Here is a 26684-nt window from a genome sequence, read left to right as displayed (position 1 = left end):
GCCGCCAACAATTACCCTGAGTATCCTATTTAAGAAACTACAGACTAATGTTGCCGGCGCGCTTTATACCATATTCTAGATTGTGGTACAAATAATGTCGGACATTTTTGCCTAAATTGAGAAACGAGATTAATGAGCATCGTTATAAAAACCGAACAAGAAATCGAACAAATGCGAATCGCCGGTCGCTTAGCCGCCGACGTACTCGAAATGATAGAGCCGCACGTTAAGGCGGGAGTCACAACCGGTGAGTTGGACCGTCTCTGTCATGACTACATTGTCGAACAGCAACAGTGCTACCCTGCTCCGCTGAACTACCACGGTTTTCCTAAGTCCATCTGCACCTCCGTGAATCAAGTTATTTGCCACGGTATTCCGTCGGACGAGCACGTTTTAAAAGACGGCGATATCATTAACATCGACATTACAGTCATTACCACAGCCGAACTTAAACGGGATGAGCAAGGGCAATTGATTCGTCCAACAGACGGATTTCACGGAGACACCTCGAAAATGTTTCTGGTAGGCGATGTATCTCCAGAAAACAAACGACTGTGCCGAGTCACCCAAGAGTCTTTGTACGCGGCCATGCGCAAAGTGAAACCGGGCGTTGCCTTGGGAGAGTTAGGCAGTACCATTCAAAAATACATCAAAAAATCTGGCCGTTACTCCATTGTCAAAGATTTTTGCGGACATGGCATCGGTCGCGAATTTCATGAAGAGCCACAAATCGTACACTACAAAAACGGCGATAGAACCAAGCTACAAGAAGGCATGTGCTTTACCATTGAGCCCATGATTAACCTTGGCCGCTTTCAGGTCGTTGTTGATGAAGATGATGGTTGGACAGCGGAAACCATCGACGGTAAGAATTCGGCGCAATGGGAACACACCATAGTGGTGACCAAAGACGGTTGCGAAGTATTAACTTTGCGTCAAGACGACACCATTCCTCGATTCATGAACAACGGATAAGCGTTAATGGCCACAGTGACGGAACACAAACAACTCGAGCTTGTTAGCGTAAAAGAGCAATTGCAACAAGCGCTCGTTAACAGCAAGGAGGCTTTCATTAATGGCCAATCCATCGTTCAGTTGGTGTATGACCGAAGCCAACAAATCGATGACCTATTAAAACGCTTATGGAGACAATTTCAGCTGTGCGACAGTGGTCATTGCTTAGTGGCGGTAGGCGGTTACGGGCGTGGCGAATTGCATCCGTATTCCGACATTGATCTATTAATTCTAACGACCGAGCACATCAGTACTGTCGACCAAGACAAGCTTGGGCAACTGCTCGCTTTTCTTTGGGATTGTAAGCTGGACGTTGGTCACAGCGTGCGAAGCTTATCTGAAACTATAGAGCAAGGACGAGGTGACATTACCATTGCTACCAACTTGCTCGAGTCTCGCCGTTTATGCGGCTCAGAGGAGCTGTATCAGCAACTGTACGATACCATTCGTCAACCGGACTTTTGGCCCTCGGAAGATTATTTTGTTGCGAAACGAGATGAGCAAATTCACCGCCATCAAAAAGCGTCCGCGTTTGATTTGGAACCAAACATCAAAACCTGCCCTGGCGGATTGAGAGACATCCAAACGGTGGCTTGGGTCGCTATGCGCCACTTTGATGCCTCAAGCTTGAATGAATTAGAAGAATACGGTTTTTTAGAGCCAGAAGAGCTCGCCGAGCTCACCGAATGTTTGCACTTTTTGTGGCGAGTTCGGTTTGCTTTGCATTTAAGCGCCAAAAGAGCTGAGAACCGTCTGCTGTTTGACCTGCAGCCACTGGTCGCAGAGCTGATGGGCTATACAAATAAAACCCAGCTGGCCGTTGAGCAAATGATGAAGCGTTATTACCGTACGGTCAGACGAATTATTGAGCTTAACGAAATGCTATTGCAGCTGTTTAAACGAGCCAGTATTGGCCGTATTAAGCCCCTGCAAGTCGTTAAAATTAATGAGCATTTTCAGCGCAGAGGACGGTTTATAGAATTGCTTACGCCGGAGCTATTCGAGCAACCAGAAAACTTATTGCGTCTGTTTTTATTGGTGGCGCAAGACTCCAATATCAATGGTATTTACGCTCCGACTCTGCGTTTACTGCGACGCTATCGCCGTCAACAAAAGGTCCCTTTAGTTGAACACAGCGAATGTCGCAAGGTACTGATGCAGCTGCTAAAACATCCTCGAGGCATCGCGGCGCTCACCTTAATGCATAAGCACAATATGCTCAGCGCCTATTTACCTCAATGGCAAGCCATCGAAGGACAGATGCAGTTCGACCTATTTCATGCCTATACCGTCGACGAGCACACCCACAGACTGTTGGCTAATATCGAGCGATTTGGCCACCCAGAAAGTCAGGCTGAATTCCCTCTCGGCTCAGTACTAATCAACCAACTTCCTAAAAGAGGATTGCTCGTATTAGCGGCCATTTTCCATGATATTGGCAAAGGCCGCGGTGGCGATCACAGCGAACTTGGAGCGGTTGATGCGTTGGAGTTTTGTCGCCGTCATGGCCTTAATGAGCACGATGGTCGCACCGTCAGTTGGTTAGTCGAAAATCACTTGCTTATGTCCGTCGTTGCTCAACGGCGAGATATTAACGATCCGGACGTTGTTAATGAATTTGCAACTCAGGTTCGAGACGCAGCCCATTTAAGCTATTTATATTGCCTAACCGTTGCCGATATTTGCGCCACCAACAACAAGCTTTGGAATAACTGGAAAGACTCGCTGTTGCGAGAACTATACTTTTCCACACAACGCGTTTTGGCCCGCGGCAAAGAAAAAACCATGGACGTTCGCGCTCGAGTCCGAGAACATCAAGCAAAAGCAAAGAAAGACGTTATCCGCAGTGGATTTACAGAAAAAGAGATCGACCAATTGTGGGCACGTTTCCATGCCGATTATTTTGTTGGCTATCAACCCAGTCAATTAAGCTGGCACGCTGAAGCGATCCTTCGACACAAAAACGACACCCCCTTAGTGCTCCTTTCTAAACACGCGACCCGTGGCGGCACTGAGCTTTTTATCTTTTGTAAAGACCGACCGAGATTGTTTGCAACGGTTATGGCGGTGCTCGATGCCAAAAACGTTAACGTGCACGACGCCAAAATCATGGGAACAAAAGATAACTATGCCATAGATAGCTTCATTATTTTGGAACCTAACGGTGAACAGGTTACCAATTTGTCGCGCATCCAAAGCATTCGTAAAGCATTAGAAAAAGCGCTCGCCAAGGAAAATCCCAAATTACCGAACGCAAGACGCCTGTCGCGACAGATGAAACCTTTTAAAGTTGTGACCCAGGTCAGTTTTCTTGAGGGTAATCGTCATGGTACAACCATGGTAGAGTTGATAGCGTTAGACAAACCAGGATTACTGGCTAAAGTTGGAGAAGCTTTCTATCGCTGTCAGATATCTCTACAGTCCGCTAAAATCACCACCATTGGTGAGCGTGCTGAGGATTTCTTTATGCTGAAAAATAGCCAAGGTCAGCCGCTAACAGAGCAGCAGCAAACCGAATTACAGCAAACCTTGGTTGAGCTACTGGCTCAGCCGTAACCCCGTAGTGGAGAACTTAATGCAAGACTTGCAACAACGAATTGAAGCCGCTTTTGAAGCTCGTGCCGAGATCACCCCAAACAATGCCAGTGCAGAGTTGAAACAAGACGTTCAACAAGCATTAGAGCTTCTAGACAGCGGTAAGATGCGTGTGGCCGCTAAAGTTAATGGTGAGTGGCAAGTTAATCAATGGTTAAAAAAAGCGGTTTTGTTGTCGTTTAGATTGAACGACAATCAGGTCATTGAAGGCTCAGAAACTCGCTACTTCGATAAAGTACCCATGAAGTTTGCCGACTATGACCAAGCTCGATTTGAGAAAGAAGGCATGCGGGTTGTCCCTCCTGCCGCTGTACGCAAAGGCAGCTTCATTGCCAACAACGTGGTGTTGATGCCATCTTACGTAAACCTAGGCGCTTATGTTGACTCAGGTACAATGGTTGACACATGGGCAACCGTTGGTTCCTGTGCACAGATTGGAAAGAACGTGCACCTAAGCGGTGGCGTTGGTATTGGCGGTGTGTTGGAACCGTTACAAGCCAACCCGACAATCATCGAAGATAACTGCTTTATCGGCGCCCGCTCCGAAGTCGTGGAAGGCGTCATTGTTGAGGAAGGCTCGGTCATATCAATGGGTGTTTACATCGGCCAATCCACCCGCATTTACGATCGCGAAACCGGCGAAGTTCATTATGGTCGTGTTCCTGCAGGCTCTGTGGTTGTTTCTGGAAATCTGCCATCAAAATGCGGTAAGTACAGCCTATATGCTGCCATCATCGTTAAAAAGGTTGATGCGAAAACCCGTTCTAAAGTGGGAATTAACGAGTTGTTGCGATCCGCTGAATAAGCCGGACGTTAATTGACACAAACTAAAAGCCCGCAGCATGATATCGCCGCGGGCTTTGTTTTTAGAATCACTAAGCTACGCTAGCGTCATGTCGCTGCTCAATAAACGATTGTGCCCATGCAAGTGCATCTTGCTCAGGCTCCATGGTTTCCAGAGAATCTATCGCCAACATCGACGATAGCGGTTTACCTTGTAACTCCTCCAGCAAAGTTTGCATTTTTTGCCCTGCCCCACAATAACTATCAGTATAGCTCGAGTCGCCTAAAGCCACGACTTTGAATGGTAAGCCGTTTAACAGTGGGAATTGTTCCGATAATTGTTGGTGCAACGGGTATATAGTCTCCGGCAGATCGCCCTGACCTGTGGTAGAGGTAATCACTATCAGTAGATCTTCCTGCGGGGATAGCTGAGTAATATCATCTATCGTTGCTTCTTCTATGAGTGATGTGGTTAACCCTTGCTCGATAAAATACGCTTCAAGAGATTCTGCGACACTTTCTGCCGATCCGTAAACTGTGCCGTAGACTAAGGTAACCCGATTCATGTTATACTCCATTTTGACAAGCTAGTGCCCAAGATAAACTAAACCAACCCACTTGGCTATTAGCATAACTTACTCATTGGAGAGCGATAGGAATGCGTCCAAACCGCCGCAAACGGATCACCAAACATCATCAGAGATTAGTTCGATTCCGTCGTCAAACCTACTTTAAGCACATAAAATTTCTCGAAGAAGAACAACAGGCACAATCTCAACTGGCCAGTATCGAATCCCAATCCAAGTCCAAATCGTAATCTTTCTGCTCGCTCGGCCAACCAAAATGTTCAAACAGAGTTAACCATTCTTGCTCTAACTCGGTTTCAATTACCACTCTCTGCTCGGTAACAGGGTGAATCAGCTCTAGCCGTTTAGCAATTAGCATCATCCGATGACAATCTAAACTATCGCGAAAAAGACGATTGTAGCGGCCATCGCCATGACTGGTGTCACCAATAATTGGATGGAATAAATGCTTTAAATGACGTCGTAACTGGTGCTTACGACCTGTTAATGGCTGCATTTGGAGTAAGCTAATGCGACTGGTTTGATAACGCCCACAGGCAATGTCCAGCTCTACATGGGCAAGCGGGTGATATAAAGTGATGGCATCTTGTGCGGCTTTATCTTTATCAGCAAATTTATCGGCAATGGCGTCCAGCTCTTCTTTCAAAGGATAGTCTAAACGATCGCCCTGCTCTATCCAGCCTCGACAAAGGCACAGATAGTCTTTCTTTACCGTGTGAGCCTGAAATTGCAGGTTAATCTGATGAGCCACTGACGCCGATTTAGCAAACAGCAGAACGCCTGAAGTGGGACGATCCAAACGGTGAACAGGGAATACATGACAACCCACCATATCTCGTACCAATTGCATGGCAAAATAACGTTCTTTGCGGGCAAGGTAAGTTCGATGCACCAACAGTCCTGCTGGTTTGTGAACAGCGACTAAACTGTCGTCTTCAAATAAAATGGTCAGTTGCATGGGATTACTTAAGCGTGATTTGCTCATCAAATTGATTGATTATGGCCAACAGTTTGCCCACATCCAGACGTTGTCGCCACGCGACCTGAGCCATTGCAGCGATACCGCTAGACGATGGTAGAGGGCGTCCAGAGTTCAGTAACAATGTCATCTTTGGTAAAAAGATAAATTGTAACCATTGCTCAAAACGAAGCGTATCAACACAAAACGGTTGTTCACTGGCAAGCGCCTGGGGGCTTGGTGGTTGTGACTGCCACATGCCACACTGCTGCATTTCAGCTTGTAATTGGGCTAATAGCTGCTGCAATTGCGCTGTTTTTGTCATGGGCACCCTTGTTTGACTAAAATTTAGGTGGTCATCATATCATCCTAGCCAACAACTCCCTATAATGTCGCCTCACAAATCCACTTAATGTTTTGGTCTATCATGCAAGCAATCAATACTCTATCGGACTTTTTAGAAACCGCGGCCACACAATTTCAAGTGTTCGATATGGGCCGCAGAATACAGGCCATTGATTACTTAGCTTTTCAGCAAATAGAAGCATTAAACAGCCCTTATCCATACCCTATTCAAGGGCACGCCATGATGGCATTAGTTTTCTGGAAACCTAATGAGCCGCATTTTGTGTGGTTTTTAAAACTGCCGTTAGACGAGCAAGGATTGCTGCAACCTGCTGCACGAACTCAGTTTATGCAGCAAGTTATGGAAGGTTTAGGCGAAGATCCAACCAAAGCGCTTTCCAAAGAGCAACAGCAAAAGCTTGCCAATAACCCCTTGATATTCACACCGAGCCAACAAAAATTAGCTGTATTCAACGCCAAAGTAAAAGTAAGCCTTGGGCAAGGGGCGTCGCCTCAGTACGAAATGGTGGTTCAGTACTTATCGGAACAAATGCCACAGGACAATTGGCAACAACTGGGCATGCAAGGCCTGGCGGACTTTTGTGCACGACTGGAACAGCATGGCAACAAGCAACTGCTGCTTAACGCGTTACCGAAATTACCTGACGCTGTGCTTGATCCGCTACTGGGCTGTTTAGAACACCAACAACTCGACTCTCAGCTTGCTACTGCACTGCAAGCAATAGCACCTAGCGATCTTGACGAAGCGTCAGCTCAACATAAGTTACACGGCGTACTTCGGGCACTTGCCGGCAATGCTGACTGCGCGTCAGCGTTAGCGACACAGGTGCTTATTTCTCCAAATGTCGATATCAATAGTTTGATTATTATCGCAGCAAGACATTGGCCTTTAATGCACAATGATGACTTTAGACGCGCCTACTTAGAAGCTATTGCGAATCAATCACAGTCTATTTTCTCGCAACTGTTTGCCGACTTAGTAGCCATTCCAAGTATTCGGGCGCTTATGTTAGCAGAGTTGAGAAACCCTAATCGCAGCGAACAATTATCAAACGCGATTGGAAATTTGTTTAAAGGAGCCTAAAAATGATGGCTGATTTATTGATTATTCTGGCGCTGATCGCAGTTGCGGCATTATTTTGGCAACTGAGACAAATGGCGGAGATAGCGAAACAGTTTGCGATTCGAGAGTGTGCTCGTCAGAACGTGCAAATGGTGTCTGTGGCTCAAGAGAACGCAAGACCCGCCCTTGGCGGCACCACAGGTATCGGTTGGAAAGCGGATTATCAGTTTGAATTTTCCACCGATGGCATTAACAATTATGTTGGCACCATTAACATGCATGGCACGCGAATTACTAAAATCAGTTGGCCGATTTTTCCAGAGCCAGAATGGCAATCGGCGCCACAGGCCGGACGAAAATTTGGTGGCTGCGGTTCAGGCTGTGGCAGCTCTTGTCGTTAGTTCAATCTAGCCAGCATCAATAATCTGTTCTTAATAAAAAGAGGCGACCTTAAGGTCGCCTCTTCACTTTTATAGTACGCTAATGCTAGTTAGCTTCCTACTAATGTGTCTAGCTCCGTGCATCGTCCGTGAGTTAGTTGCATCCTGCATCTTTACTACTCAACACCTTGTTTTGTCCATTTAACTTGCTGTTTTAGTCCATTAAGGCGGTGCTTCCTTATTTGAGTAGATCCTGTCATTCAATTGACACGCCATCCCTGACAACTTGTCCTAATGCATCCTGCTGAGATAATCCTAATCTCCGATGACCTTCTTTACCTATTCAGCCAAAAGGCCGACTCCTTGGTAACTCCGTGGCTCTACTCCTACCTGCCCCTTCACTCCATTTATCCTTGGGACCCCTTCAGAATAAAACAAAAAACAAGCCTCAAACGTAAAATCAACAAAGAATTAACCGGCAATCACCAAAAAAAACATAAAGATAAAAAATATATATAAATTTCAATAACTTAAAAATATAGGTATTCTTCGAGAAATTTAGCCGATATAGGGGATTTGTAATCCGCGGATTACAAAAACTAGAGCTTTCACTCTAAAGTCAAGGGTTATTTAGGTACTCGTAATCGATTGGTAACGGCTTGGAAAAACATCACCCAATCCCCCATTAAACTGTAAAAGGGATAACGGAAAGTCGCTGGCCTATTGCGTTCAAATACGAAATGGCCAACCCAAGCAAATCCATAACCGGTAAGGGGCATTGCGATCAAATAGCTAATATGGCCCGTGACCATCCATGCCAATAGTTCAAGCAAGACTAACGTTGAGCCAACATAATGCAAGGCACGGCAGCGTTTGTCTTTATGCTCTTGTAAATAATCAGGATAAAACTGCCAAAAACTCTCATAGCTGTTTTTCATTACCGCCTCACTCTCCCAACTTATCACACACCAGCAACTCACCCTCAACGTTTCCAATTTGCACCTTTTTATGAAATCGATAACCGCTGTCGTTGAACAACTTACGCTGAGTGTCGGTTGTTGTGTATACGGTCAGTTGTAAAGACTGACTTTGTTCAACGCGCCACTGCTCAATAACACGCAGCAAATGCTTGCCTACGCCAGCGCCTTGGTGTTGCTTTGCTACAGCAATAAATTGCAGCATCACGCAGTCACCTGGTGGCAAGCTTTCAAACAGGCGCTGCTCTTTGTTAATCAGCGCCTGTGTACTTTGCCAGCCCGCCACCAACATCATTTTTAACCGCCAATTCCAAAACCGTTGGTCGCCTAAACGAAAATCGCCTTGAGCCAAGCCAGCAATGGCAATGAGTTTGTTGTCCTGAAACAGGCCAATCAATGGCTGCTTTTGCACCCACAACTCCGCCAATTCTTCGCGAATCGCCAACCTTAGCCGTTTTTCGTAAGTAAGCCGGTCTTCACTGGCCAGTGCTTGCAAAAAAATCGGATCATCTTGGTAAGCACCAAATAACAGCGATGCCGCGACTCGAAATTCCTCGGGCGTTAAATAGGCAGCGGTTAATGGCGAGGTGGTGTTAGCTTGAATCATGCACATGCTCAATAAATAGACAGACAAGGGTTCAAGCTAACAAAAATTTAACGAATTGCAACCGCCGCTATAGACTTTGCAGCGCCGCTTCGCCCCAACCAACCAATTGACCGTCGACAATGACCAGCGGAGTGCATTCATCTTTGGTTGTGCGGCTGTCACTTTTCACATGTTGTGTACGGTAGTACCAAAGTTGCACCAACTTACCGTCTTTCTGAAAGGCTTCGTTTAAATCAGAGTACCCCATAATGGTTTGCACTTGATCTTTACTCATGCCAATCTCCAATGCGCTCAGGTTCTTCCGATTTTCCTTTTGCGCTTTTTGCCAGTTGGAATCGTAGTTACTGTTTTTATCGGAAGCCACGTGAACTGAGCACCCTGCCAAGGTTGCTACCAAAAGTGCGGCTGGGGCTAACATAAACCATTTTTTCATTTTTACTCCTAAACATAATCCGTATTATAGGTAGTCGCTGATCTCAAATCGAAGATTACGAACTGTCGAGTAAAAAGCAAAAGCGATGCCATTTCTCTATCCTATTGTTTTTATTAAGTATCTGCAGTTACTGATGAGATCGGCTTAATTGGATTAACTAAATAGTGGGCAAATAACTCAAAAATGAATGAAATCGAACAAGTCGTCACTGCGGCCACCTCACTAGAAGCACAAGGCAAAAAAGTAACAACTGCAACCGTAAAGTCGCAGCTTCCTTTCAAGGTGAGCTTACCAGCAATGATTGAAGGCATTAAGCGTTTTCAAAATGGCACTCGATTGAACGCTGAGCCACATAGCGCGCCAGCTAAAGACCAACAGCTAAAAGCCGCGACAACAGACCAGCAAATAGCGGCGTTAGAGCAACGGGTTCAAAAACTCGAACAAGACAATAAAGCACTAGTCGCGATGCTAGAACAAATCCAAACTCAACTTAAGGCCGATTAAACAAGCTGCGCATCATTCGTCCAATCCGAGCCCAAAAGCCCTCATGAGGAAGCAATTCGTCTTGAGGCGGTTTTTCTGCAGGCGCTATTCGAGGCGTTAACTGAGCCAGCAACCCTTCGATACTATCGGCGAGTTTTTGTTGAGGCTCTTGCCCGGCTTGTTCTAACCACACGCTGCCATCTTCACACTTCTGACTCAACATCAGGTCTGAATCATCAAGTACACCAATAAACAAAGTCGGCGCTTGCTTGAGTTTGCGTTTCATTAACACATGGCCCACCAAGTTTTTCTTCAGAAAATCGAAGTCTTCCTGATTGTAGGTTTGCAGCAGTTCGCCGCTGCCAAAGGCGCTGTTAAATTTTAGCGGCGGACAATAGTAGCGCCCGTAAAACCAGTGAATATCTGGGTGAAAAGCATCTTCTAATGCCGTTTCTATATCCACTAAGTCGTTATCCACCTCTCGTTTTGATGGCTTCCAGGCAATAAAGCCTTGGTTAGCAGCGCCTACTTGGCACGGTGTATTCTCCGCGCCGCAATAAAATTGCGGCAACTGACCCAGTTGTTCTTGGTAACGGTTAACATAGTTATCGAGCCACTGATCCCAGCTTTGTGCAGAATTTGGCGTTGCCATCAATGAGCTTCCTTAAAGAATTGTTTATACTGACGCAGAGTTTACTATGGAATCATGCTGCAATGACACAAAAGCCTAGCCCTTATGACAACGCGAGCGAGCTCACTTCGCTTACGCTTGGCCAACAAACAGAATACAAGAACACGTACGACGCCAGTGTCTTGCAAGGTGTTCCTAGAAGTCTTAATAGAGATGCGATCAATTTAAGCGGCGAGATGCCGTTTACTGGCACCGACCTTTGGACCGGTTACGAACTGTCTTGGCTGACCAACAAAGGGTTACCGCAAGTGGCTATCCTGCAAGTAAGCGTGCCCTGTAACAGCCCGAACCTGATCGAGTCAAAGTCGTTTAAACTGTATCTCAACACCCTGAATCAAACCCGATTTAGTTCAGTAGAAGCCTTGCAAACGGTTCTTTTAAACGACCTTTCAGCCTGTGCTGGTAAACCGGTTACGCTATCAATAATTAAGGCCGATCAATTTGCCAGCGAGACGATTACTAAGCTTGAGGGTGACAGCATTGACGAGCAAGACATCAGTATTGATGATTATCTCTTTAACCCCGACCACTTGCTAAACAGCACTAATGAACATGAGATTGTTCAAGAGAAACTCACCTCAGATTTACTCAAGTCCAATTGCTTAATCACCTCGCAACCGGACTGGGGCAGTGTGCAAATCCATTATCGAGGACCTCGCATCAACCAAGAAAAGCTGCTTCGCTACCTGATCAGTTTTCGCGAACACAATGAGTTTCATGAGCAATGTGTGGAGCGTATCTTTACCGATTTAAGTCGCTATTGTGGTTGCGAGAAACTGACGGTTTATGCTCGTTATACTCGTCGTGGCGGTCTTGACATCAACCCATTTCGCAGTAACTTTGAGGCGATTCCAAACACTTGCCGCTTAGCCCGGCAATAAACTCGGCGACACAAGATAAGTGAATATAAACACAACCTTACAACCTAAACGCTCTACAATAATTATCTAACAACCAGTAAAAAGGATAAGTTATGCGTGTATTTATGTTAGGACTAGTATTGGCTGTCAGCTTAAGCGGCTGCGCTTCTCAACATTTTCAGTACATCCCCATGACTCACGATACGCAGCAAGTGGTGTTTGAAGGTAATCGTCCACTTATTATGCAAGGTGAGCCTGAGTTTACGTTGGCCATGCAACCCACCCAAGTGTTGCAAAAGGACGACGTGCCACTGGATTTCGCCATCGTACTAAAAAATACAGGCTCACAAACCATTAACTTGTCTGCCTCACAAGTCAGCGCCGAAATCAACGGCAACAGCTACTCTGTTGTTTCGCCAAACCAGCTGGAAATCGCCGAGCAAGCTCAAAATGAATATCAAACGTTACTTACCGATTTAATTAAACTAGTTGGACAAACCGATAAAGCTAAGGTGTCTCAATTAGCCTTAGCTGACACCCAGGTTGCTCCAGGACAAACCTTTGCTGCCATTGTTCGGGTTGATAGCACGGTGGAGTTCAATAACATGACCCCTATCGTATTAATGAAGGTAGATATTAATAACCAAGAAATGCAGTTTGCCTTTGAGCAAAAACGCCTCTAACGAAAAAGCCGATATACTTAGAGATGACGAGTCTCTATAATGTCGGCGAATTTATGCCCAAGCTTAAGGTAATTAAGGTCCAATGTTTAAACCAGAACTCTTGTCTCCGGCAGGTACCATCAAAAACATGCGTTATGCATTCGCTTACGGTGCAGATGCCGTATACGCAGGCCAACCACGCTACAGTTTGCGTGTAAGAAACAATGATTTCAATTTAGACAATCTTGCTCAGGGTATTAATGAAGCCCACGAGCTGGGTAAAAAACTCTACGTTGTCTCCAATATCTCGCCGCACAACAGTAAATTAAAAACCTACATAAAAGACATGAAACCTGTGGTGGACATGAATCCAGATGCCATCATTATGTCTGATCCAGGTTTAATCATGATGATGCGCGAAGCCTTCCCTGAGCAAGAAGTTCACTTATCGGTACAAGCGAACGCCATCAATTGGGCATCGGTGAAGTTCTGGGAAAGCCAGGGCATCAAACGGGTTATTTTATCCCGTGAATTGTCCCTTGATGAGATTGAAGAGATTCGTCAAAAATGCCCAGACATTGAGCTGGAAGTGTTTGTTCACGGCGCATTGTGTATGGCGTACTCCGGACGCTGCTTGCTGTCTGGCTACATCAATAAGCGCGATCCTAACCAAGGTACCTGCACGAACTCTTGTCGTTGGAAATACGATGTGCACGAGGCCAAAGAAACCGAAAGCGGCGATATTGTGGCCATTGAGCCGGCGCAACCGACCTTGGGCGAAGGCCAACCAACGGATCAAGTGGTATTGCTGCAAGAAGGCAACCGTCCTGGAGAGTACATGCCAGCGTTCGAAGATGAGCATGGCACATACATAATGAACTCGAAAGACTTAAGGGCCATTCAGCACGTTGAGAGACTCGCTAAGATTGGCGTCGACAGCTTAAAAATCGAAGGCCGTACTAAGTCATTCTATTACGTTGCCCGTACCGCCCAAATTTATCGTCAAGCCATTGAAGATGCCGCCGCAGGGCGCCCGTTTAACCCAGGCTTAATGTATCGTCTCGATAACCTGGCCAGCCGTGGCTACACCGAAGGCTTTTTGCGTCGCCATACCCACGATGAGTATCAAAACTACGAGTACGGCTATTCCATATCCGACAAACAGCAGTTTGTGGGCGAATTAACCGGCGCCCGTAACAGCGACGGTTGGGCTGAGATCATCGTGAAAAATAAATTCAGTCTTGGCGACAGCGTTGAGATTATGACCCCAAATGGCAACCAGAACCTTACCGTCAACGCACTGGTTAATCATAAAGGTGAAGCGGTTGAAGCGGGACTAGGTTCAGGACACACGGTTTATATGGACCTAGGTGCTGAACATGATCTCACTAAAGCCATACTCATGCGTAATTTAGGTCTCGATGAAACCACTCGCAACCCTCACGCGAAAGCTTAACAAGCGAAAAATGTACTAGTAAGACGAATAATATTGAAGCAAGACAGCTTAAGGGATACTGACGAAAACAAAGTAGGTGAAGCTCAATGTCACTGATGATAGCTTCATAAAAGAAGTAGCAAAATAACCTAGTTAAACATCAATGAACGTCAATGAACGTCTAACAGTAATCACTAATTAAACGTGAAAGGAAATACTGATGAGTTTAATGCGCGTTATAACAGTTACTGCAATAACCATATTATTTAGCTTTAATGCTATGTCTGCAAACCGATTTGTCAAATGCGATTATTGTACATCCGACTATGACTATGAAATTATCGCCGAAGATGAGGCGACACAAACGGGTGAGTCAAACAACTATATTCTAATCGGAAATTATAAGTCTAAAGAGCTTAAAAAATATCAAGTAATCTATATTCGCTCATTTGAACCTGAAGTAGCGAGCTATTTTGAGGTCATTCAAAGATTTCCAAGCGAATATGAGAGTTTTGAATTTACCTCAATAATTTCTGCAACAGAGTCGTTGTCGCGAGCAGCTGATGATGAGGTACCTAAAGAGATTGCGAGCTCTGCATATGATTTAGTCGGTTCTAGTAGCACTAGAAATGATGTTAGCGATTACATTGTAAACTCTTTAAACTTTAAGGATAAATTAGCAGAGTTCGCTCATTCAGTTTTAAAGTTAGATGGCAAACTATCCCAGCATACATATATCATGGAAGTGAAATTTGAAGATCAGTCTAAAGCGTTTTTTGAAGTAACTCCTACTATCGGTGCACCTCTTCCTTTAAAGTTAATTTTAGCGATTGACGCTGATAACAACGAGATACCTTTAACTGTCGACAGCCTAATGGTCGCTCAAAAGTATAGATTAGCTCAACAGGGAATGTCTGGTGTTCAAAAATTTATAGAAGCTGCAGCTAGGCTTGGTGTCGTAGTTATCGTCAATGGTTCAGACCCATTTTCGATGGATTGCAGGATGAACGCATCTGGAGGCGTACATTGCACCATTCGAACACAAGCCCATTAGAGTGAATTTTCGATATTAAACAAGCTTTCGTTACTCTAATTTTGTCTTTAACGAGAATTATGTTTGCAATATCAAAATTCTCTTGCGAAAAGGTTAAGTATCGAAGCAAAAAACAGCACCTATTGGTGCTGTTTTTACTGATACCAGATAATTACTTAGGTGAGTCTACCTAGTCAACAAACGCTAAAGGCAAATGCACCTGTGAACCCGATACTTCCAAGGCTAATTTAAAGTCGTTAACTTCACTGCGCCAATCCACACTGCCAAAATCAATCTGATACTGACCAGTGTCGACCTCGCTGACTCCGGCTTCACAGGAAGCTTCTAAACAATCCAATAAGGAATACTGGTGCCACCCAAGCTTGTATTTGGTTGAGGTCGCTCCATCTGGATACGCCATTAAGATCAGCTTCATTGATTGGGCATCGGTTACAGGTAACTCGTTATCGCCTAGCAAATTGATTGTCGCGGTACCTTGAAAACCATCAATCGACATCAGTTGAGCTGTTAAAGTGCTTGTTTCATTGATGGAGATACTGTCATCCGGTTGAGGAACTTCAGGCGTCTCGTTGTCAGAACCTCCACAACCACTCAACGCAAGTAACCCGGCAGCAGTCAAACAAAGTTTAATCGTGTTATTCATTCTATACTCCTTGGCTTAGTGCCCGCCATGGCAGGTGTTACACGACATATCGGTTTTCACACTGGTCGCAAAAGTCGAACTTGGAGTATGGCAAGTTTGACAGTTTTGCACTTCGTCACTTACCGGGTGATCGTCAACCATTTCGCCATCAAGAGCACGGTTAAGCATAGAAACTAACTCATAAGCAATCGACGCCGATAGCTGGAAGCAGCGCATACCTTTGTCGGCAAAACTCTTATTATTTTCTTTAGCCCATAGGCTTATCGATGAGTGACATAAAATAGAATTCGCAGCAGTTGGTGTACCAACTTTATCTTTGGTTACTTCCATGTCTTCACCAATGCCGGCGATAAATTCAGGCGTTTGCAAAGGCAGAGCTGTACGCTCATAGTAACGATTTATCTGACTAAAGAAGGCGTTAGCACTGTTGCCATTAATAGACAGCAAGTTTGCAAGCATTGCAGTAGCGTTAATGTTGCCGCATACGGCCCCTTCACCTAACATACCGGCGTAGCCAAAATGAGCCAACGCGGTTGGGAGTTGAGCAAATTTAGCGGCATCCGGCGAATCCGATTCCGCCAGAGATTGGATAATGCTATCGAATACTTGAAACATACAGCCATTACGAGTTTCATAAGCTCGCTTTGCAACCGCCATAGGGTCCAACTTTGCGTACGCTAGGCGCTCGCCAACTTGCAACTTCCAATCGCCTTCACTGTTGGTTGCGGCCGCAATAACTGGGCTCGCAAGAAGCGCTCCTCCAGCAACCGCTGAGCTCACACCAATAATTTTTCCCAATGCTTGTCTGCGATTCATTTCTGTCATTTTTGTTCTCCAATAATATAAGTCTCAGCTCTATACCATCTATCGTTGTGACTTGGGTGCTATAGGCCTTAGTAAATTTGACTGCGCCACTATAGGACATCGACCGCAAGCACTGTGTGAGCAAGATCCGAGTAATATTGGGCCTGTTCCTGTAATGACTTACCTTGAAGCCCTTTGACACAAAATGAGTCAAATAAACCTTTTTTTAGAATATTAATTCAAAATACTTACTGCTGTTGGTATGTAATACTGATTACATGTCATTACAATGCTGATTATTGATTTGAAAAGTTGAGGAGAATCACAGATGCGAGAGAACACTGTGAGTCCCTCAGAGAATGTGAGGCACTTTACAGAGATAGCACTCAAATTACGTTATTATAATATTACATAAATCGAACAATGCAGATGCATAACGATATCAACGTGGACATCAATCAATTCACCTTTGACCCAAGCGCAAATGGGGTCGTTAATCGTGAGACTGGCACCAAGCATTCACTAACTCCAACCGAGTACCAAGTGATGACATTCCTGTGTGAGCACCCCAATCAAGTATTTAATAAGCAACAGCTGGCTTGTGCTGGAGGACTTGAGCCGATAATGAGTGACTCCGCAGTGGTTAAAGCCGTTTTTACCTTGCGAAAGTATCTCGATGATCACGATGCAATTATAATTGAAACCATTCCACGTAAAGGGTATCGATTAAATATTGAAATGCCCGATACTTCTTTTAAGCCTAGGCACTCTCATCTACTCCAGTTTTGTTTCGTGCCAAGTATAGTCATTGCTTTATTGGCCAGTATCGCCATCATGCACAAGTACATTTGGTTTGATGTACCTCAAGCACCCAATCTTGACAAGCAAATACTGACGCTCTCAAATGAGCAAACGCTAACCCTACATTGGCTGCCCTACCCAGCTCACGCTGCCCCCATAAAGCGCCAAGTACAACAACGTCTTATGCAACGCCTGAGTACTTGCGAACCTATGATTTGGAACCATGTTTACTTAACCTTTTCCGCCGATGCTCAAGTCTTCAACTTATCATTAGTGGGCAAAACACCGCTTCAGGAAATGGTGGTCAAGAATATTAAGAATAGTGACTTTTCGGCACAACCACTGTTTTTATCGCCAAACTGGATAGACGAGGTTAACCTTTGTGAGTAGTTTTTTGGGAAAAGCATCGTCGGTTATTTGGATAGTAGCGGGGCTAATCGTCATAGTGTTGTCAGCACTGCATATAAAGAACAGCCACAGCAACATAGAGCTGTCTTGCCGAAACTCTGTACTGGAGGCTAACCCTGACGATGGCGCTTTACATAAATACGCCATGGTAGCCAACTTTTCATTGCAAGGTCGCAGCGCCCGAATCAGTTATCGCTATTACAGCTTAACCGGGCAACCGCTTGTGACCCTGTCCATGCGAGGTAAAATAAAAAGTGCCAATCACGGTACCGGTACCTACGTTCTAAGTCTGACCGATAGCGATATTCAAAACTACCAAAATCATACAGAACAACCCTTACATGCTCTTCATCTGGCAGAATTCTCCAACCGCAATATTAATAATAACGGCGCGCACAGTTTAACCATTCAATTGGTTAAAGCGCTGGGCAAAAACCAAGTTTTGTTGCACTTTCTACCAAGTACCAATTTGTGCATTTGCTCACTGAGTCAAACTTAAGCTCGAAGATCCCACTTTTAATTTCATCATGCAATACAGTTGAGTGTAGAATGTTGCTTTAGTGGATATGACAAACAATGAGACTAGCCGAGTGAAGAAATGGCGTTAATCATTCAAGACAGCTGCATCAATTGCGACATGTGTGATCCCGAATGCCCAAACATGGCCATTAGTATGGGAGAAGAAGTGTATGAGATTGATCCGAACTTATGCACCGAGTGCGTTGGTCACTACGACAAACCCACCTGCGTAAGCGTATGCCCAATTGATTGCATTGACCCAGATCCCAATCATCAAGAAACTCAAGAAGAGCTTCTTGAAAAATACGCCCTCATCCAGGCCAATCGCTAATAGAAATGCTTAAGGGGTTTGATTAGCGGCTTTAATCAACCCCGCCAATTGGCTGATGGCATGACGAACCGCCGCAGGCATTTTGTCGAACTCTACTTCCATCAGTAAATTCTTTACTTCAAGCCCTAGCTCGGTATCGCCTTCAATGCAAAGCTTTCGTTGAAAAAAGAGTGTGTCCGGATCTTCTTCCATGGCGGCAATTAACACTAAGGATTGGCCATCGGCACTAAAGCACACATCGACATCACTTTGGTGTTGGCGCACTTGCCATTGTTTATCAAGAATGCTGACATCAAACGCAAGGCTCAAATCAGTGATTTTAATTCCAACCCAATGTCCCTCGATGAACTCCAATTCATCGTCATCCATTTGCTCTTTCAATACTAACGACAACATGGATTCAATCAGGCGCGCTTGAAAGCGAAACGGCACAAGCTGTATCGGCGGGGTAACGATTTTAGGAATGGCGTTAACAGCTTGCTGGGCAAAGCGCTGGGATAAAAGACTGGACATGCATGCTCCGAACTTGAATGAAAAACTAACAAACGGGCCATTGTAACGACTTAGCAAAGAAATAAACTTGCGCCACGTCAAGGTCAAACACAAATAAATCCGATAGAATTCGCGTCATTTATCCAATACTCATAATAATCACATGGAATTACTCTGTCCCGCTGGTAACATGGCCTCACTAAAAAGTGCGGTAAAATCTGGTGCTGATGCGGTATACATAGGTCTAAAAGACGATACTAACGCCCGTCATTTTGCCGGTTTGAATTTCACCGCTAAAAAGTTGAAGCAAGCGGCTGAGTACACTAAAGCCGCCGGTTGCAAATTATACGTAGCCATTAACACCTTTCCTTCTCCTGGAGAAGAAGCACGCTGGCATCAAGCCATTAGCCTAGCCGCAGACGCTCGAGTAGACGCATTAATCATGGCTGATATCGGTTTGTTGCATTATGCGAAAACACACTACCCTGAGATAGAGTTGCACCTATCGGTTCAAGCTTCTGCTACTTCCCTTGCGGCGTTGAGCATGTATCAAAATGACTTTAATGTCACTCGCGCCGTTTTACCTCGGGTGCTGGACATAAAGCAGGTTATGCGCCTAGCCAAAAAAAGCCCCATTGAATTAGAAGTATTCGCCTATGGCAGCTTGTGCATTATGTCTGAAGGTCGCTGCCATCTCTCTTCATATGTGACCGGTCATTCGCCTAACACGGGGGGGGCTTGCTCTCCAAGTCAACACGTACGCTGGAGCGAGCACGACGGCGTTCGGGATACCCATTTAAATGGCGTGCTGTTGGATCGAAACGAACAAGACGCTGCATCGGGCTACCCTGTGGTTTGTAAAGGGCGTTATCAGTGCGACGATGAAATTTCTCATACACTTGAGTCACCTACGAGCCTCAATACCTTGAGTTTATTGCCTGAGCTTTATCTATCCGGCGTTGCCGCAGTTAAGATCGAAGGTCGACAACGCAGCCCAGCCTACGTAGAGCAAGTCACTCGCGTCTGGCGCGAGGCCATTGATCAGGTTAAACTTAGCCCGGAACAATTTGTCGAAACTCCTCGTTGGAATCAAATTCTTACCAAGCTATCAGAAGGCCAAATCGCAACACTTGGCCCCTATGAACGCAGTTGGCAGTAAAAAGGTGTCAGTAATGAAACTCAGTTTATCCGCATTAAGTTACTGTTGGTCCAAGCAAAAGGTATTTAGCTATTACCAGTCCATGGCCACTACTGGCATCAGTACCTTCTATATTGGTGAGCAAGTGTGCAGTCGCCGTCGCTTAATGAAAAATGCAGATTATCTCGAACTTGCAAGAATGCTGCAGGACCACGATAAAAAAGTGGTGCTCACAAGCCTGGCATTAATTGAGTCTGACAACGACTTTAAAATGGTGGAAAAGCTATTAGACAACAATAATTTCAGTCTTCAAGCGAATGATTTAGGCAGCGCTGCCCTTTTCCGCTCTCGTGGCCTCAAGTTTCACGTGGGCTCTGCTATTAACTGTTATAACTTATCTAGCCTTAAGCAATTGGTTGAATGGGGCATGGAGGTGTATCAACCGCCAGTTGAGTTGTCACAACAAGAGCTCATGATCTTAATGCAGCAAGCTGAACAAGAAGGCATCCGTGATAAGTTTGAGTTACAGGTTCATGCTTGGGGCTATTTACCCCTTGCTTACTCCGCTCGCTGTTTTACCGCACGACAGCATAACCTAAGCAAAGATCACTGCGACACCATTTGCGCTAAAGACAGCAATGGTAAACTTTGTCAAACCCAAGACGGGCAACCATTGTTGCGTTTAAATGGCATTCAAACCCAGTCAGCGCATAACCAAAACTTATTTGCCGACATGGACTCACTAGCACAACTTGGAGTCGAAGACTTAAGCATCAATCCAACTCAAGCTTTAGTACCCGAGAAAGTAGAGAAGATGCAGCATTCTATCCTAACCTTAAACAATCTTGAACTGGGCCCGAACGACTGTAATGGTTATTGGAATGGTCAGGCGGGCATGAGTCGAGTCGATTAAGCTCGATTCCCCTTAGTTTCATCTTGCAAAGCCGCTTATTACGAGCGGCTTTATTGTTTCGAACGCTTTTTTTTGCTGAACCTTTGCTTAACCGATATAAATTTTAAATATTATAAAAAAATTTTTTTAAGCTATGAAGAAGCCAATAATTCAGTCTAAACAGACAAAACCGACCCTCAAGAAAATTATAAACATTTGATTTATAACGACTATCCAATATTAGGTACAGGAAGTCAAGATCCTATCTCAAAAGAAATAGTCGTCTCCGGTTATAATATTTGGTTATCACCGTGAAATTTGAAAACGCCAATATCTCCGTAAACTTGCCATCAACTTAAAGCGACAAAGACTTTAACGTTAATTCAAATACTTTTAGATGATGATGTAACAATTTGGAGAATCCCATGAAAAAGCAAATCTTAGCCCTACTAGCCGTATCTGTACTAACCGCACCTGCTATGGCTGCAGACAACAACCAATGGTTCATTGGTGCAGAAGCGGGTGTGAGCACCGATGCACTTAAAAAAGGCGCAACTAAAGACGACCGCCGCGCTGAGTTTGGCATCAAGGCTGGTAAATACTTTGGCGACCAAGATCAAGTACGTACTTACATTACTTACCGTGGTGAGCAAGATGGCAAAAAAGGCGATCACATTAAATCTCGCAGCCTATTGGTATCTGCCGATTACCTTGTTGGCTTGAACCAAGCGAACACCATTAACTGGTTCGTAGGTGCGACAGCTGGTGTTACTCGCATCTCTGAGCGCGTAGGCCCAGAACTTTATTCTTCTAAGAAGAATACCGACGACGCTGTTAACAACTTTGCTTATGGCGCTCAAACCGGTTTCAAGTTTGACCTTGGTAAGAACTTCGAAATGGAGTTGGGCTACCAATACTTGCGTCACACCGGTAAAAAAGACGAAATTCGTTTTGCTAACGACCAACGCATCAACCTAGGTGCTTCGTTCAAGTTCTAAGCACGTTTATACACTTACCATAGCCCGCTACTGAGCGGGCTATTTTTTATTGTGGCTTTCTCATAATACGGACAATGCCTTGTCCTATTGGTCCTAACGGTTTGGTCTTAGACCAAATTAATACGGCTTGCATTCGAGTTTCTGCTTGGTCAACATCCAATGATAGGGTCACCAGTTCATGCATATCGCCATATCGTTCAAACATAATTTTTGGAATAATGCTCCAGCCCATTTGTGCCTGTAGATAATCTAGAATCCCTATTAAACTGTTCGATACGGTAGCTTTTGGAGCAATCCGCGGCAACAACTCGGCTTCGCTGGCGTTAGACTTCAACAGCAATTGACGATGCTTTGCTAAGTCCAGTTTCGTGGGAGCCGGTAACTCCGCTAACGGATGAGATTTGTGGCATACGAAAACAAAGTCCACCGCATCCATGGTTAAGTAGTCCAATCCAACCAGCTGTTCCTTCACTAAATTAACAACGGCGAAATCGAGTACACCGCCGCGCACTTCGTCGTAACATTTAAGAGATGACTGGTCATGAAGCTCGAAATCCAGTTCAGGGTACTCAGTCAAAATCGCCTGTTGCATAACATCGTCATTCGGCAATGCCACTAAAGGCGAGTAACCAATGCGTAATTTGCTTTCGCGATTCTGGCTGAAGCCTAGGGCCGTACGTTGCAGATCTTGGCAGCGTGCAAGAATAAATTTCGCTTCTTCTAATAGAGTTTGCCCTTCGTAACTGAGCTTTGTGGAATGCCTGTCGCGTTCAAACAAATCGCAGCCAAAATCGATTTCTAAGTTGGCAATGCGATTACTGACCGCTGCCTGAGAAATTCCCAAACTGGCAGCCGCTTTAGAAAACGACAAGTGTTTCGCCACGGCGCAAAAAGCTTCCAGTTGGTTGATGTTAAAATTGATCATGACCGTCCTTTCGTCTTAATCATATAGCCCTAGCTTACCTTAAAACCTGCTGGGATATGAGGCTAACTTAGTTTTTATCGTCATAAATCCAACTGCATTTGTGCCAGTTTCTCGGTTTGTTTTATGCCTACCGACAAACCAATTAAGCGCACCGACTTGCCCTCACCTCGCGCCCAGGCTTTTTTCAAAAGTTGCTCTAATAAATCTTTATCCAACGAGTGATGTTGCTGCTCAATGGTGGTTTGCTGAAAATCCTGAAACTTTATCTTTACACCGAGTTTCGCAATACTGGGATTGTTGCAACGCTGGTATCGACGCTGTAACTGCTCAAACAACTCAGATAGGCGCTCTATTCCTTGCTGACAGTTACTCAAATCAACCGAGAAGGTACTTTCCACCCCAATGGATTTGCGCTCCCTTTTGTGCTGAATGGGACGCTCGTCAATGCCGCGACAACGCTCATACAACACCCCACCAAACTTTCCAAAGCGTTGAATCAAGGTTTGCAGCTCAACGCGTTGCATATCGCCACAGGTTTCCAATCCCATTTCCGACAACTTGGTGGCGGTCACTTTGCCTACTCCAGGAATGTTGCGCAGCGGCAGCGTTTTTACGAAGGCGTCTACTTGATTAGGTGTGATGACCGCTTGGCCATTTGGCTTATTTAAATCGGATGCAACTTTCGCTAAGAATTTTACGGGTGCGATACCAGCGGATGCTGTCAGTCCTGTTTCTTCGAAAATGCGACGGCGAATGTCCTTTGCTATTAAAGTAGCGGAGCCTTGGCAGCTGCGACAGTCGCTTACGTCGAGATAGGCTTCATCAAGGGATAACGGCTCAATGATGTCAGTATATTCATGAAATACTGCTCGAATCTGTTTGCTTACACTTTGGTACACCAGCATTCTACCTGGCACTAATACCAAGTCTGGGCACAGCCTCAACGCGTGAGCCGTGGCCATCGCCGAGCGCACACCAAATTTTCTTGCGGCGTAGTTACAAGTACTGATAACGCCGCGACGCTCAGCACTGCCGCCTACGGCAATGGCTTTGTCGGCTAATTCTGGATTGTCCCGCATTTCTACAGCGGCATAGAAACAATCCATATCTACGTGAATGATCTTGCGCATAGGCTCCTCTTGGCAAGATATTATACTGGATATATAACCAGTATCAACTAACAAGAGCCAAATAAAAAAGCCATCGACATCGATGGCTTTAGTATGCGCTAACCGAACAGTGAATTAGATGATTCGATTTTCTTGTAAGGCTTTCATTTTGGCTTCCGCCGCCATTTTGGCTTTGCGTTTATCACAAGGCTCAGGGCAATCACAAACTTTATCCATGCCTATGGCACCAATGCCGCCACAACTGCCACTAATACTTTTACGCTTTATCAAATAACCCAATGACATCATCAATACGACGCTGAGCATAATCACAAAGGTTGCTATTACGGTACCCATTGCATAATTCCTAGTTAGTTATTGTGGTTAGATAAGGCTTAAAAGCTTCACTATAGTGGGTTACGAAGCCATCGTCACTTTTATCGATAAACATTGCCGCTAATTTCTGTTCATTGGCGATTTTTAACCCTTGTTCTGTGCCCAATACTAACAGCGCGGTGGCATAGCCATCGGCGGTCATGGTGCTGTCATGGATTACGGTCACCGAGGTTAACCTATGATCAATAGGCTTACCGGTTCGCGGATCGATAATGTGCGACAACCGCTTACCAGCGTCTTCGTAGTAATTACGGTAGTCGCCAGAAGTCGCCACTGCGTGGTCACCCAGCGCTATGATTTTTTCGATATCACCCTGACCGTTAGGCTTCTCAATCGCGATTCTCCAAGGCGTATCGTCGGGCTTAATCCCTTGAGTCCTGACTTCTCCACCAATTTCTACCAAAAAGCTTGTTGCACCGTGTTTACGCAGTAACTCTGCAACTTTATCAACCCCAAAACCCTTTGCTATTGAAGACAGGTCAAGATACAAATCGTTGGACTGCTTTATCAGTCGCAACCCTTCTACCTGAACGTTATGGATGCCTGAGCGTTGTTTGACTAAAGCAATTTCATCATCGGTAGGAATGATGGTTGGACGCTTATCAGGCCCAAAGCCCCATAGGTTAATCAAAGGGCCTATGCTGATATCCAAAGCACCATCGGTAGCCTCGTACAAACGCAGCCCTTCGTTAAGCACGGTCACCAAATCCTTAGACACTTTAAGGCTGCCAATCGGCATTTGATTAAAACGCGATATTTCACTCTTAGGCCGATAGGTCGACATCTGGTTATTCACCGCTTCCAATTCGATATCGATTTGGTTTTGCAGCAATAAAGATTCTGGCAATTGGCCGTTGTCCACCACTTTAATGTGGTAAGTGGTGCCCATTGTACTGCCCGAAAGCGACAGTATTGGGTCAGGCTTTGCACAGCCTGTTAATATAAAGGCTAACCCTAAAAGGGTTAGCCAATGCTTGGTACTACTATACAAATGGATTGCTCCAAGTATTCGTTGAACCTTTATGGCTAACCGCCAAAGTCATCCAACATGATGTTTTCGTCTTCGACACCGAGATCCTTCAACATGCCAATTACCGCAGCATTCATCATCGGTGGACCACACATATAGAACTCACAATCTTCTGGAGCATCATGATCCTTTAGGTAGTTCTCATACAATACGTTATGAATGAAGCCAGTCATACCGGTCCAGTTGTCCTCTGGTTGCGGGTCAGACAAAGCCACATGCCATGTAAAGTTCTCGTTCTCAGCAGCCAGTTTGTCGAAATCTTCTTTATAGAACATTTCGCGCTCTGAACGAGCACCATACCAGAAGGTAATCTTGCGTTTAGAGGCCAAACGACGCAATTGGTCAAAGATATGAGAACGCATAGGAGCCATACCGGCACCACCACCAATGAACACCATTTCAGCATCGGTTTCTTTTGCGAAGAACTCACCAAATGGCCCAGAAATGGTTACCTTATCGCCTTCTTTAAGGCTCCAAATGTAAGAGGACATTTTACCCGCTGGAAGAGACAAATTGCGCGGCGGCGGCGTTGCAATTCGAACGTTCAGCATAATAATGCCTTCTTCTTCCGGATAGTTTGCCATTGAGTAAGCGCGAATGGTTTCTTCGTCTACCTTTGACTCCACATCAAAGAAGCCGAAGTGTTCCCAATCACCACGATACTCTTCTGGGATATCGAAATCTTTATATTTAACGTGGTGAGCAGGTGCTTCAATTTGAATATAACCACCGGCTCTAAACGGCACAGATTCGCCGTCTGGAATGCGCAACTTAAGCTCTTTAATAAAGGTGGCTTTGTTGTCGTTCGAAATAACTTCGCATTCCCACTTCTTAATACCAAAGATCTCTTCATCCAGCTCAATGTCCATATCTTGCTTAACATTAACCTGACACGACAAACGACAGCCTTCGCGAGCTTCCCGTTTGGTGATGTGATCCAATTCGGTTGGGAGAATATCACCACCACCGGATTTTACTTTGACACGACATTGACCGCATGAGCCACCGCCACCACAGGCGGATGATACAAATATGCCGTTATCGGCCAGTGCACCCAGTAACTTGTTACCAGCGGCACTGTTAATCGCTTTATCCGGATCATCGTTAATGGCAATAGTTACATCGCCTGACGGTACTAACCGACTCTTAGCGAATAAGATGATCAAAACCAATACGGTCACAATGGCGGTAAACATACCTACGCCGAGAATAATTTCCATCGACTCTTCCTTTGTACTTCTGTACAGCTT

31 protein-coding genes are annotated in these 26684 nt (G+C 45.1%); 16 read left to right on the top strand and 15 right to left on the bottom strand.

Annotated elements, in window-relative coordinates:
* Nucleotides 1–132 precede the first annotated feature (132 nt).
* The 3 genes from map to dapD are packed head-to-tail and all read left to right on the top strand — an operon-like array spanning nucleotide 133 to nucleotide 4414.
* Nucleotides 133–975 (top strand): type I methionyl aminopeptidase, encoded by an 843-nt coding sequence (gene map / locus CLC91_RS11200; RefSeq protein WP_095498856.1) that lies wholly within the window; start codon nucleotides 133–135, stop codon nucleotides 973–975.
* A 6-nt stretch (nucleotides 976–981) separates the two neighbouring features.
* Nucleotides 982–3570, top strand: a complete 2589-nt coding sequence (gene glnD, locus CLC91_RS11195; protein ID WP_095498855.1) for a bifunctional uridylyltransferase/uridylyl-removing protein GlnD — start codon at nucleotides 982–984, stop codon at nucleotides 3568–3570.
* Between the two features lie 19 nt (nucleotides 3571–3589).
* The gene (gene dapD / locus CLC91_RS11190) at nucleotides 3590–4414 is read left to right on the top strand and encodes a 2,3,4,5-tetrahydropyridine-2,6-dicarboxylate N-succinyltransferase (RefSeq protein ID WP_095498854.1); all 825 of its coding nucleotides are present in this window, start codon (nucleotides 3590–3592) and stop codon (nucleotides 4412–4414) included.
* 70 nt (nucleotides 4415–4484) lie between these two features.
* On the opposite strand, the gene CLC91_RS11185 is transcribed toward dapD, so the two are convergent.
* The 3 genes from CLC91_RS11185 to CLC91_RS11175 form a co-directional block, all read right to left on the bottom strand.
* Nucleotides 4485–4958 carry a flavodoxin gene (locus CLC91_RS11185; protein WP_095498853.1) on the bottom strand — a complete coding sequence of 158 codons (474 nt, stop codon included), beginning with the start codon at nucleotides 4956–4958 and terminating at the stop codon, nucleotides 4485–4487.
* Between the two features lie 208 nt (nucleotides 4959–5166).
* Complete coding sequence (gene truC / locus CLC91_RS11180) at nucleotides 5167–5937, bottom strand: tRNA pseudouridine(65) synthase TruC (RefSeq protein ID WP_233132618.1); 771 nt, start codon at nucleotides 5935–5937, stop codon at nucleotides 5167–5169.
* A 4-nt stretch (nucleotides 5938–5941) separates the two neighbouring features.
* Nucleotides 5942–6262 carry a YqcC family protein gene (locus tag CLC91_RS11175; RefSeq protein WP_095498851.1) on the bottom strand — a complete coding sequence of 107 codons (321 nt, stop codon included), beginning with the start codon at nucleotides 6260–6262 and terminating at the stop codon, nucleotides 5942–5944.
* Nucleotides 6263–6364: 102 nt separating this feature from the next.
* On the opposite strand from CLC91_RS11175, the gene CLC91_RS11170 reads away from it, so the two are divergent.
* Both CLC91_RS11170 and CLC91_RS11165 read left to right on the top strand, forming a co-directional pair.
* Nucleotides 6365–7387 carry a DUF3549 family protein gene (locus CLC91_RS11170; RefSeq protein WP_095498999.1) on the top strand — a complete coding sequence of 341 codons (1023 nt, stop codon included), beginning with the start codon at nucleotides 6365–6367 and terminating at the stop codon, nucleotides 7385–7387.
* A gap of 2 nt (nucleotides 7388–7389) precedes the next feature.
* Nucleotides 7390–7767, top strand: a complete 378-nt coding sequence (locus CLC91_RS11165; RefSeq protein WP_095498850.1) for a DUF3301 domain-containing protein — start codon at nucleotides 7390–7392, stop codon at nucleotides 7765–7767.
* Nucleotides 7768–8372: 605 nt separating this feature from the next.
* On the opposite strand, the gene CLC91_RS11155 is transcribed toward CLC91_RS11165, so the two are convergent.
* The 3 genes from CLC91_RS11155 to CLC91_RS11145 form a co-directional block, all read right to left on the bottom strand.
* The gene (locus CLC91_RS11155; protein ID WP_095498848.1) at nucleotides 8373–8684 is read right to left on the bottom strand and encodes an Mpo1-like protein; all 312 of its coding nucleotides are present in this window, start codon (nucleotides 8682–8684) and stop codon (nucleotides 8373–8375) included.
* A 7-nt stretch (nucleotides 8685–8691) separates the two neighbouring features.
* Nucleotides 8692–9330 (bottom strand): GNAT family N-acetyltransferase, encoded by a 639-nt coding sequence (locus CLC91_RS11150; RefSeq protein WP_158220734.1) that lies wholly within the window; start codon nucleotides 9328–9330, stop codon nucleotides 8692–8694.
* 67 nt (nucleotides 9331–9397) lie between these two features.
* Complete coding sequence (locus CLC91_RS11145) at nucleotides 9398–9763, bottom strand: DUF3192 domain-containing protein (RefSeq protein WP_095498846.1); 366 nt, start codon at nucleotides 9761–9763, stop codon at nucleotides 9398–9400.
* A gap of 183 nt (nucleotides 9764–9946) precedes the next feature.
* On the opposite strand from CLC91_RS11145, the gene CLC91_RS11140 reads away from it, so the two are divergent.
* Nucleotides 9947–10267, top strand: coding sequence for a hypothetical protein (locus tag CLC91_RS11140; protein ID WP_095498845.1), 321 nt, complete (start codon nucleotides 9947–9949; stop codon nucleotides 10265–10267).
* Here CLC91_RS11140 and syd read toward each other — a convergent pair.
* Nucleotides 10254–10898: a SecY-interacting protein gene (gene syd / locus CLC91_RS11135; RefSeq protein ID WP_095498844.1), complete on the bottom strand. Its 645-nt coding sequence runs from the start codon at nucleotides 10896–10898 to the stop codon at nucleotides 10254–10256. The two genes, CLC91_RS11140 and syd, sit on opposite strands and share 14 nt — an antisense overlap.
* Before the next feature lie 62 nt (nucleotides 10899–10960).
* On the opposite strand from syd, the gene queF reads away from it, so the two are divergent.
* The 4 genes from queF to CLC91_RS11115 all read left to right on the top strand — a co-directional run bounded on the left by queF (nucleotide 10961) and on the right by CLC91_RS11115 (nucleotide 14948).
* Nucleotides 10961–11818: an NADPH-dependent 7-cyano-7-deazaguanine reductase QueF gene (gene queF, locus CLC91_RS11130; protein ID WP_095498843.1), complete on the top strand. Its 858-nt coding sequence runs from the start codon at nucleotides 10961–10963 to the stop codon at nucleotides 11816–11818.
* A 92-nt stretch (nucleotides 11819–11910) separates the two neighbouring features.
* Entirely contained in the window at nucleotides 11911–12480 is a 570-nt protein-coding gene (locus CLC91_RS11125; RefSeq protein WP_095498842.1) for a putative periplasmic lipoprotein, read from the top strand.
* Nucleotides 12481–12562: 82 nt separating this feature from the next.
* Nucleotides 12563–13915: a prephenate-dependent tRNA uridine(34) hydroxylase TrhP gene (trhP, locus tag CLC91_RS11120; protein WP_095498841.1), complete on the top strand. Its 1353-nt coding sequence runs from the start codon at nucleotides 12563–12565 to the stop codon at nucleotides 13913–13915.
* 199 nt (nucleotides 13916–14114) lie between these two features.
* Nucleotides 14115–14948 carry a hypothetical protein gene (locus tag CLC91_RS11115; protein ID WP_095498840.1) on the top strand — a complete coding sequence of 278 codons (834 nt, stop codon included), beginning with the start codon at nucleotides 14115–14117 and terminating at the stop codon, nucleotides 14946–14948.
* A 169-nt stretch (nucleotides 14949–15117) separates the two neighbouring features.
* On the opposite strand, the gene CLC91_RS11110 is transcribed toward CLC91_RS11115, so the two are convergent.
* Both CLC91_RS11110 and CLC91_RS11105 read right to left on the bottom strand, forming a co-directional pair.
* Complete coding sequence (locus CLC91_RS11110; protein WP_095498839.1) at nucleotides 15118–15591, bottom strand: hypothetical protein; 474 nt, start codon at nucleotides 15589–15591, stop codon at nucleotides 15118–15120.
* A gap of 15 nt (nucleotides 15592–15606) precedes the next feature.
* The gene (locus tag CLC91_RS11105) at nucleotides 15607–16416 is read right to left on the bottom strand and encodes a cytochrome C (protein WP_095498838.1); all 810 of its coding nucleotides are present in this window, start codon (nucleotides 16414–16416) and stop codon (nucleotides 15607–15609) included.
* 408 nt (nucleotides 16417–16824) lie between these two features.
* On the opposite strand from CLC91_RS11105, the gene CLC91_RS11100 reads away from it, so the two are divergent.
* The 3 genes from CLC91_RS11100 to CLC91_RS11090 all read left to right on the top strand — a co-directional run bounded on the left by CLC91_RS11100 (nucleotide 16825) and on the right by CLC91_RS11090 (nucleotide 18454).
* Nucleotides 16825–17586, top strand: a complete 762-nt coding sequence (locus tag CLC91_RS11100; protein WP_158220733.1) for a winged helix-turn-helix domain-containing protein — start codon at nucleotides 16825–16827, stop codon at nucleotides 17584–17586.
* A complete protein-coding gene (locus CLC91_RS11095; RefSeq protein WP_125828490.1) occupies nucleotides 17579–18103 on the top strand; it encodes a hypothetical protein in 525 nt (174 codons plus the stop codon). The genes CLC91_RS11100 and CLC91_RS11095 overlap by 8 nt, the downstream gene beginning before the upstream one ends.
* Nucleotides 18104–18202: 99 nt before the next feature.
* Nucleotides 18203–18454 carry a YfhL family 4Fe-4S dicluster ferredoxin gene (locus CLC91_RS11090; RefSeq protein WP_095498835.1) on the top strand — a complete coding sequence of 84 codons (252 nt, stop codon included), beginning with the start codon at nucleotides 18203–18205 and terminating at the stop codon, nucleotides 18452–18454.
* 9 nt (nucleotides 18455–18463) lie between these two features.
* Here CLC91_RS11090 and ubiT read toward each other — a convergent pair whose 3' ends face one another.
* Entirely contained in the window at nucleotides 18464–18967 is a 504-nt protein-coding gene (gene ubiT / locus CLC91_RS11085) for a ubiquinone anaerobic biosynthesis accessory factor UbiT (RefSeq protein WP_095498834.1), read from the bottom strand.
* Between the two features lie 142 nt (nucleotides 18968–19109).
* Between ubiT and ubiU the strand changes: the two genes are divergently transcribed.
* The 3 genes from ubiU (at nucleotide 19110) to CLC91_RS11070 (ending at nucleotide 21974) form a co-directional block, all read left to right on the top strand.
* Nucleotides 19110–20105, top strand: coding sequence for a ubiquinone anaerobic biosynthesis protein UbiU (gene ubiU / locus CLC91_RS11080; RefSeq protein ID WP_095498833.1), 996 nt, complete (start codon nucleotides 19110–19112; stop codon nucleotides 20103–20105).
* A gap of 13 nt (nucleotides 20106–20118) precedes the next feature.
* Nucleotides 20119–20997: a U32 family peptidase gene (locus tag CLC91_RS11075; RefSeq protein ID WP_158220732.1), complete on the top strand. Its 879-nt coding sequence runs from the start codon at nucleotides 20119–20121 to the stop codon at nucleotides 20995–20997.
* Between the two features lie 404 nt (nucleotides 20998–21401).
* Complete coding sequence (locus CLC91_RS11070) at nucleotides 21402–21974, top strand: outer membrane beta-barrel protein (protein ID WP_095498831.1); 573 nt, start codon at nucleotides 21402–21404, stop codon at nucleotides 21972–21974.
* Nucleotides 21975–22020: 46 nt separating this feature from the next.
* On the opposite strand, the gene CLC91_RS11065 is transcribed toward CLC91_RS11070, so the two are convergent.
* The 5 genes from CLC91_RS11065 to nqrF all read right to left on the bottom strand — a co-directional run bounded on the left by CLC91_RS11065 (nucleotide 22021) and on the right by nqrF (nucleotide 26654).
* Nucleotides 22021–22899, bottom strand: a complete 879-nt coding sequence (locus CLC91_RS11065) for a LysR family transcriptional regulator (RefSeq protein ID WP_095498830.1) — start codon at nucleotides 22897–22899, stop codon at nucleotides 22021–22023.
* A gap of 80 nt (nucleotides 22900–22979) precedes the next feature.
* Nucleotides 22980–24029 (bottom strand): DNA polymerase IV, encoded by a 1050-nt coding sequence (dinB, locus tag CLC91_RS11060; RefSeq protein WP_095498829.1) that lies wholly within the window; start codon nucleotides 24027–24029, stop codon nucleotides 22980–22982.
* Between the two features lie 114 nt (nucleotides 24030–24143).
* Entirely contained in the window at nucleotides 24144–24365 is a 222-nt protein-coding gene (gene nqrM / locus CLC91_RS11055) for a (Na+)-NQR maturation NqrM (protein ID WP_095498828.1), read from the bottom strand.
* A gap of 10 nt (nucleotides 24366–24375) precedes the next feature.
* Nucleotides 24376–25395 (bottom strand): FAD:protein FMN transferase, encoded by a 1020-nt coding sequence (locus CLC91_RS11050; RefSeq protein WP_233132617.1) that lies wholly within the window; start codon nucleotides 25393–25395, stop codon nucleotides 24376–24378.
* A gap of 35 nt (nucleotides 25396–25430) precedes the next feature.
* A complete protein-coding gene (gene nqrF, locus CLC91_RS11045; RefSeq protein WP_095498827.1) occupies nucleotides 25431–26654 on the bottom strand; it encodes an NADH:ubiquinone reductase (Na(+)-transporting) subunit F in 1224 nt (407 codons plus the stop codon).
* Between the last annotated feature and the right edge of the window lie 30 nt (nucleotides 26655–26684).

The sequence above is a fragment of the Paraferrimonas haliotis genome (assembly GCF_002282895.1).
In the GTDB taxonomy this organism is placed as follows: Bacteria; Pseudomonadota; Gammaproteobacteria; order Enterobacterales; family Shewanellaceae; genus Paraferrimonas; species Paraferrimonas haliotis.
The sequence above is the reverse complement of the archived record's forward strand: the minus strand, read 5'-3'. Positions and strand labels throughout refer to the sequence as shown.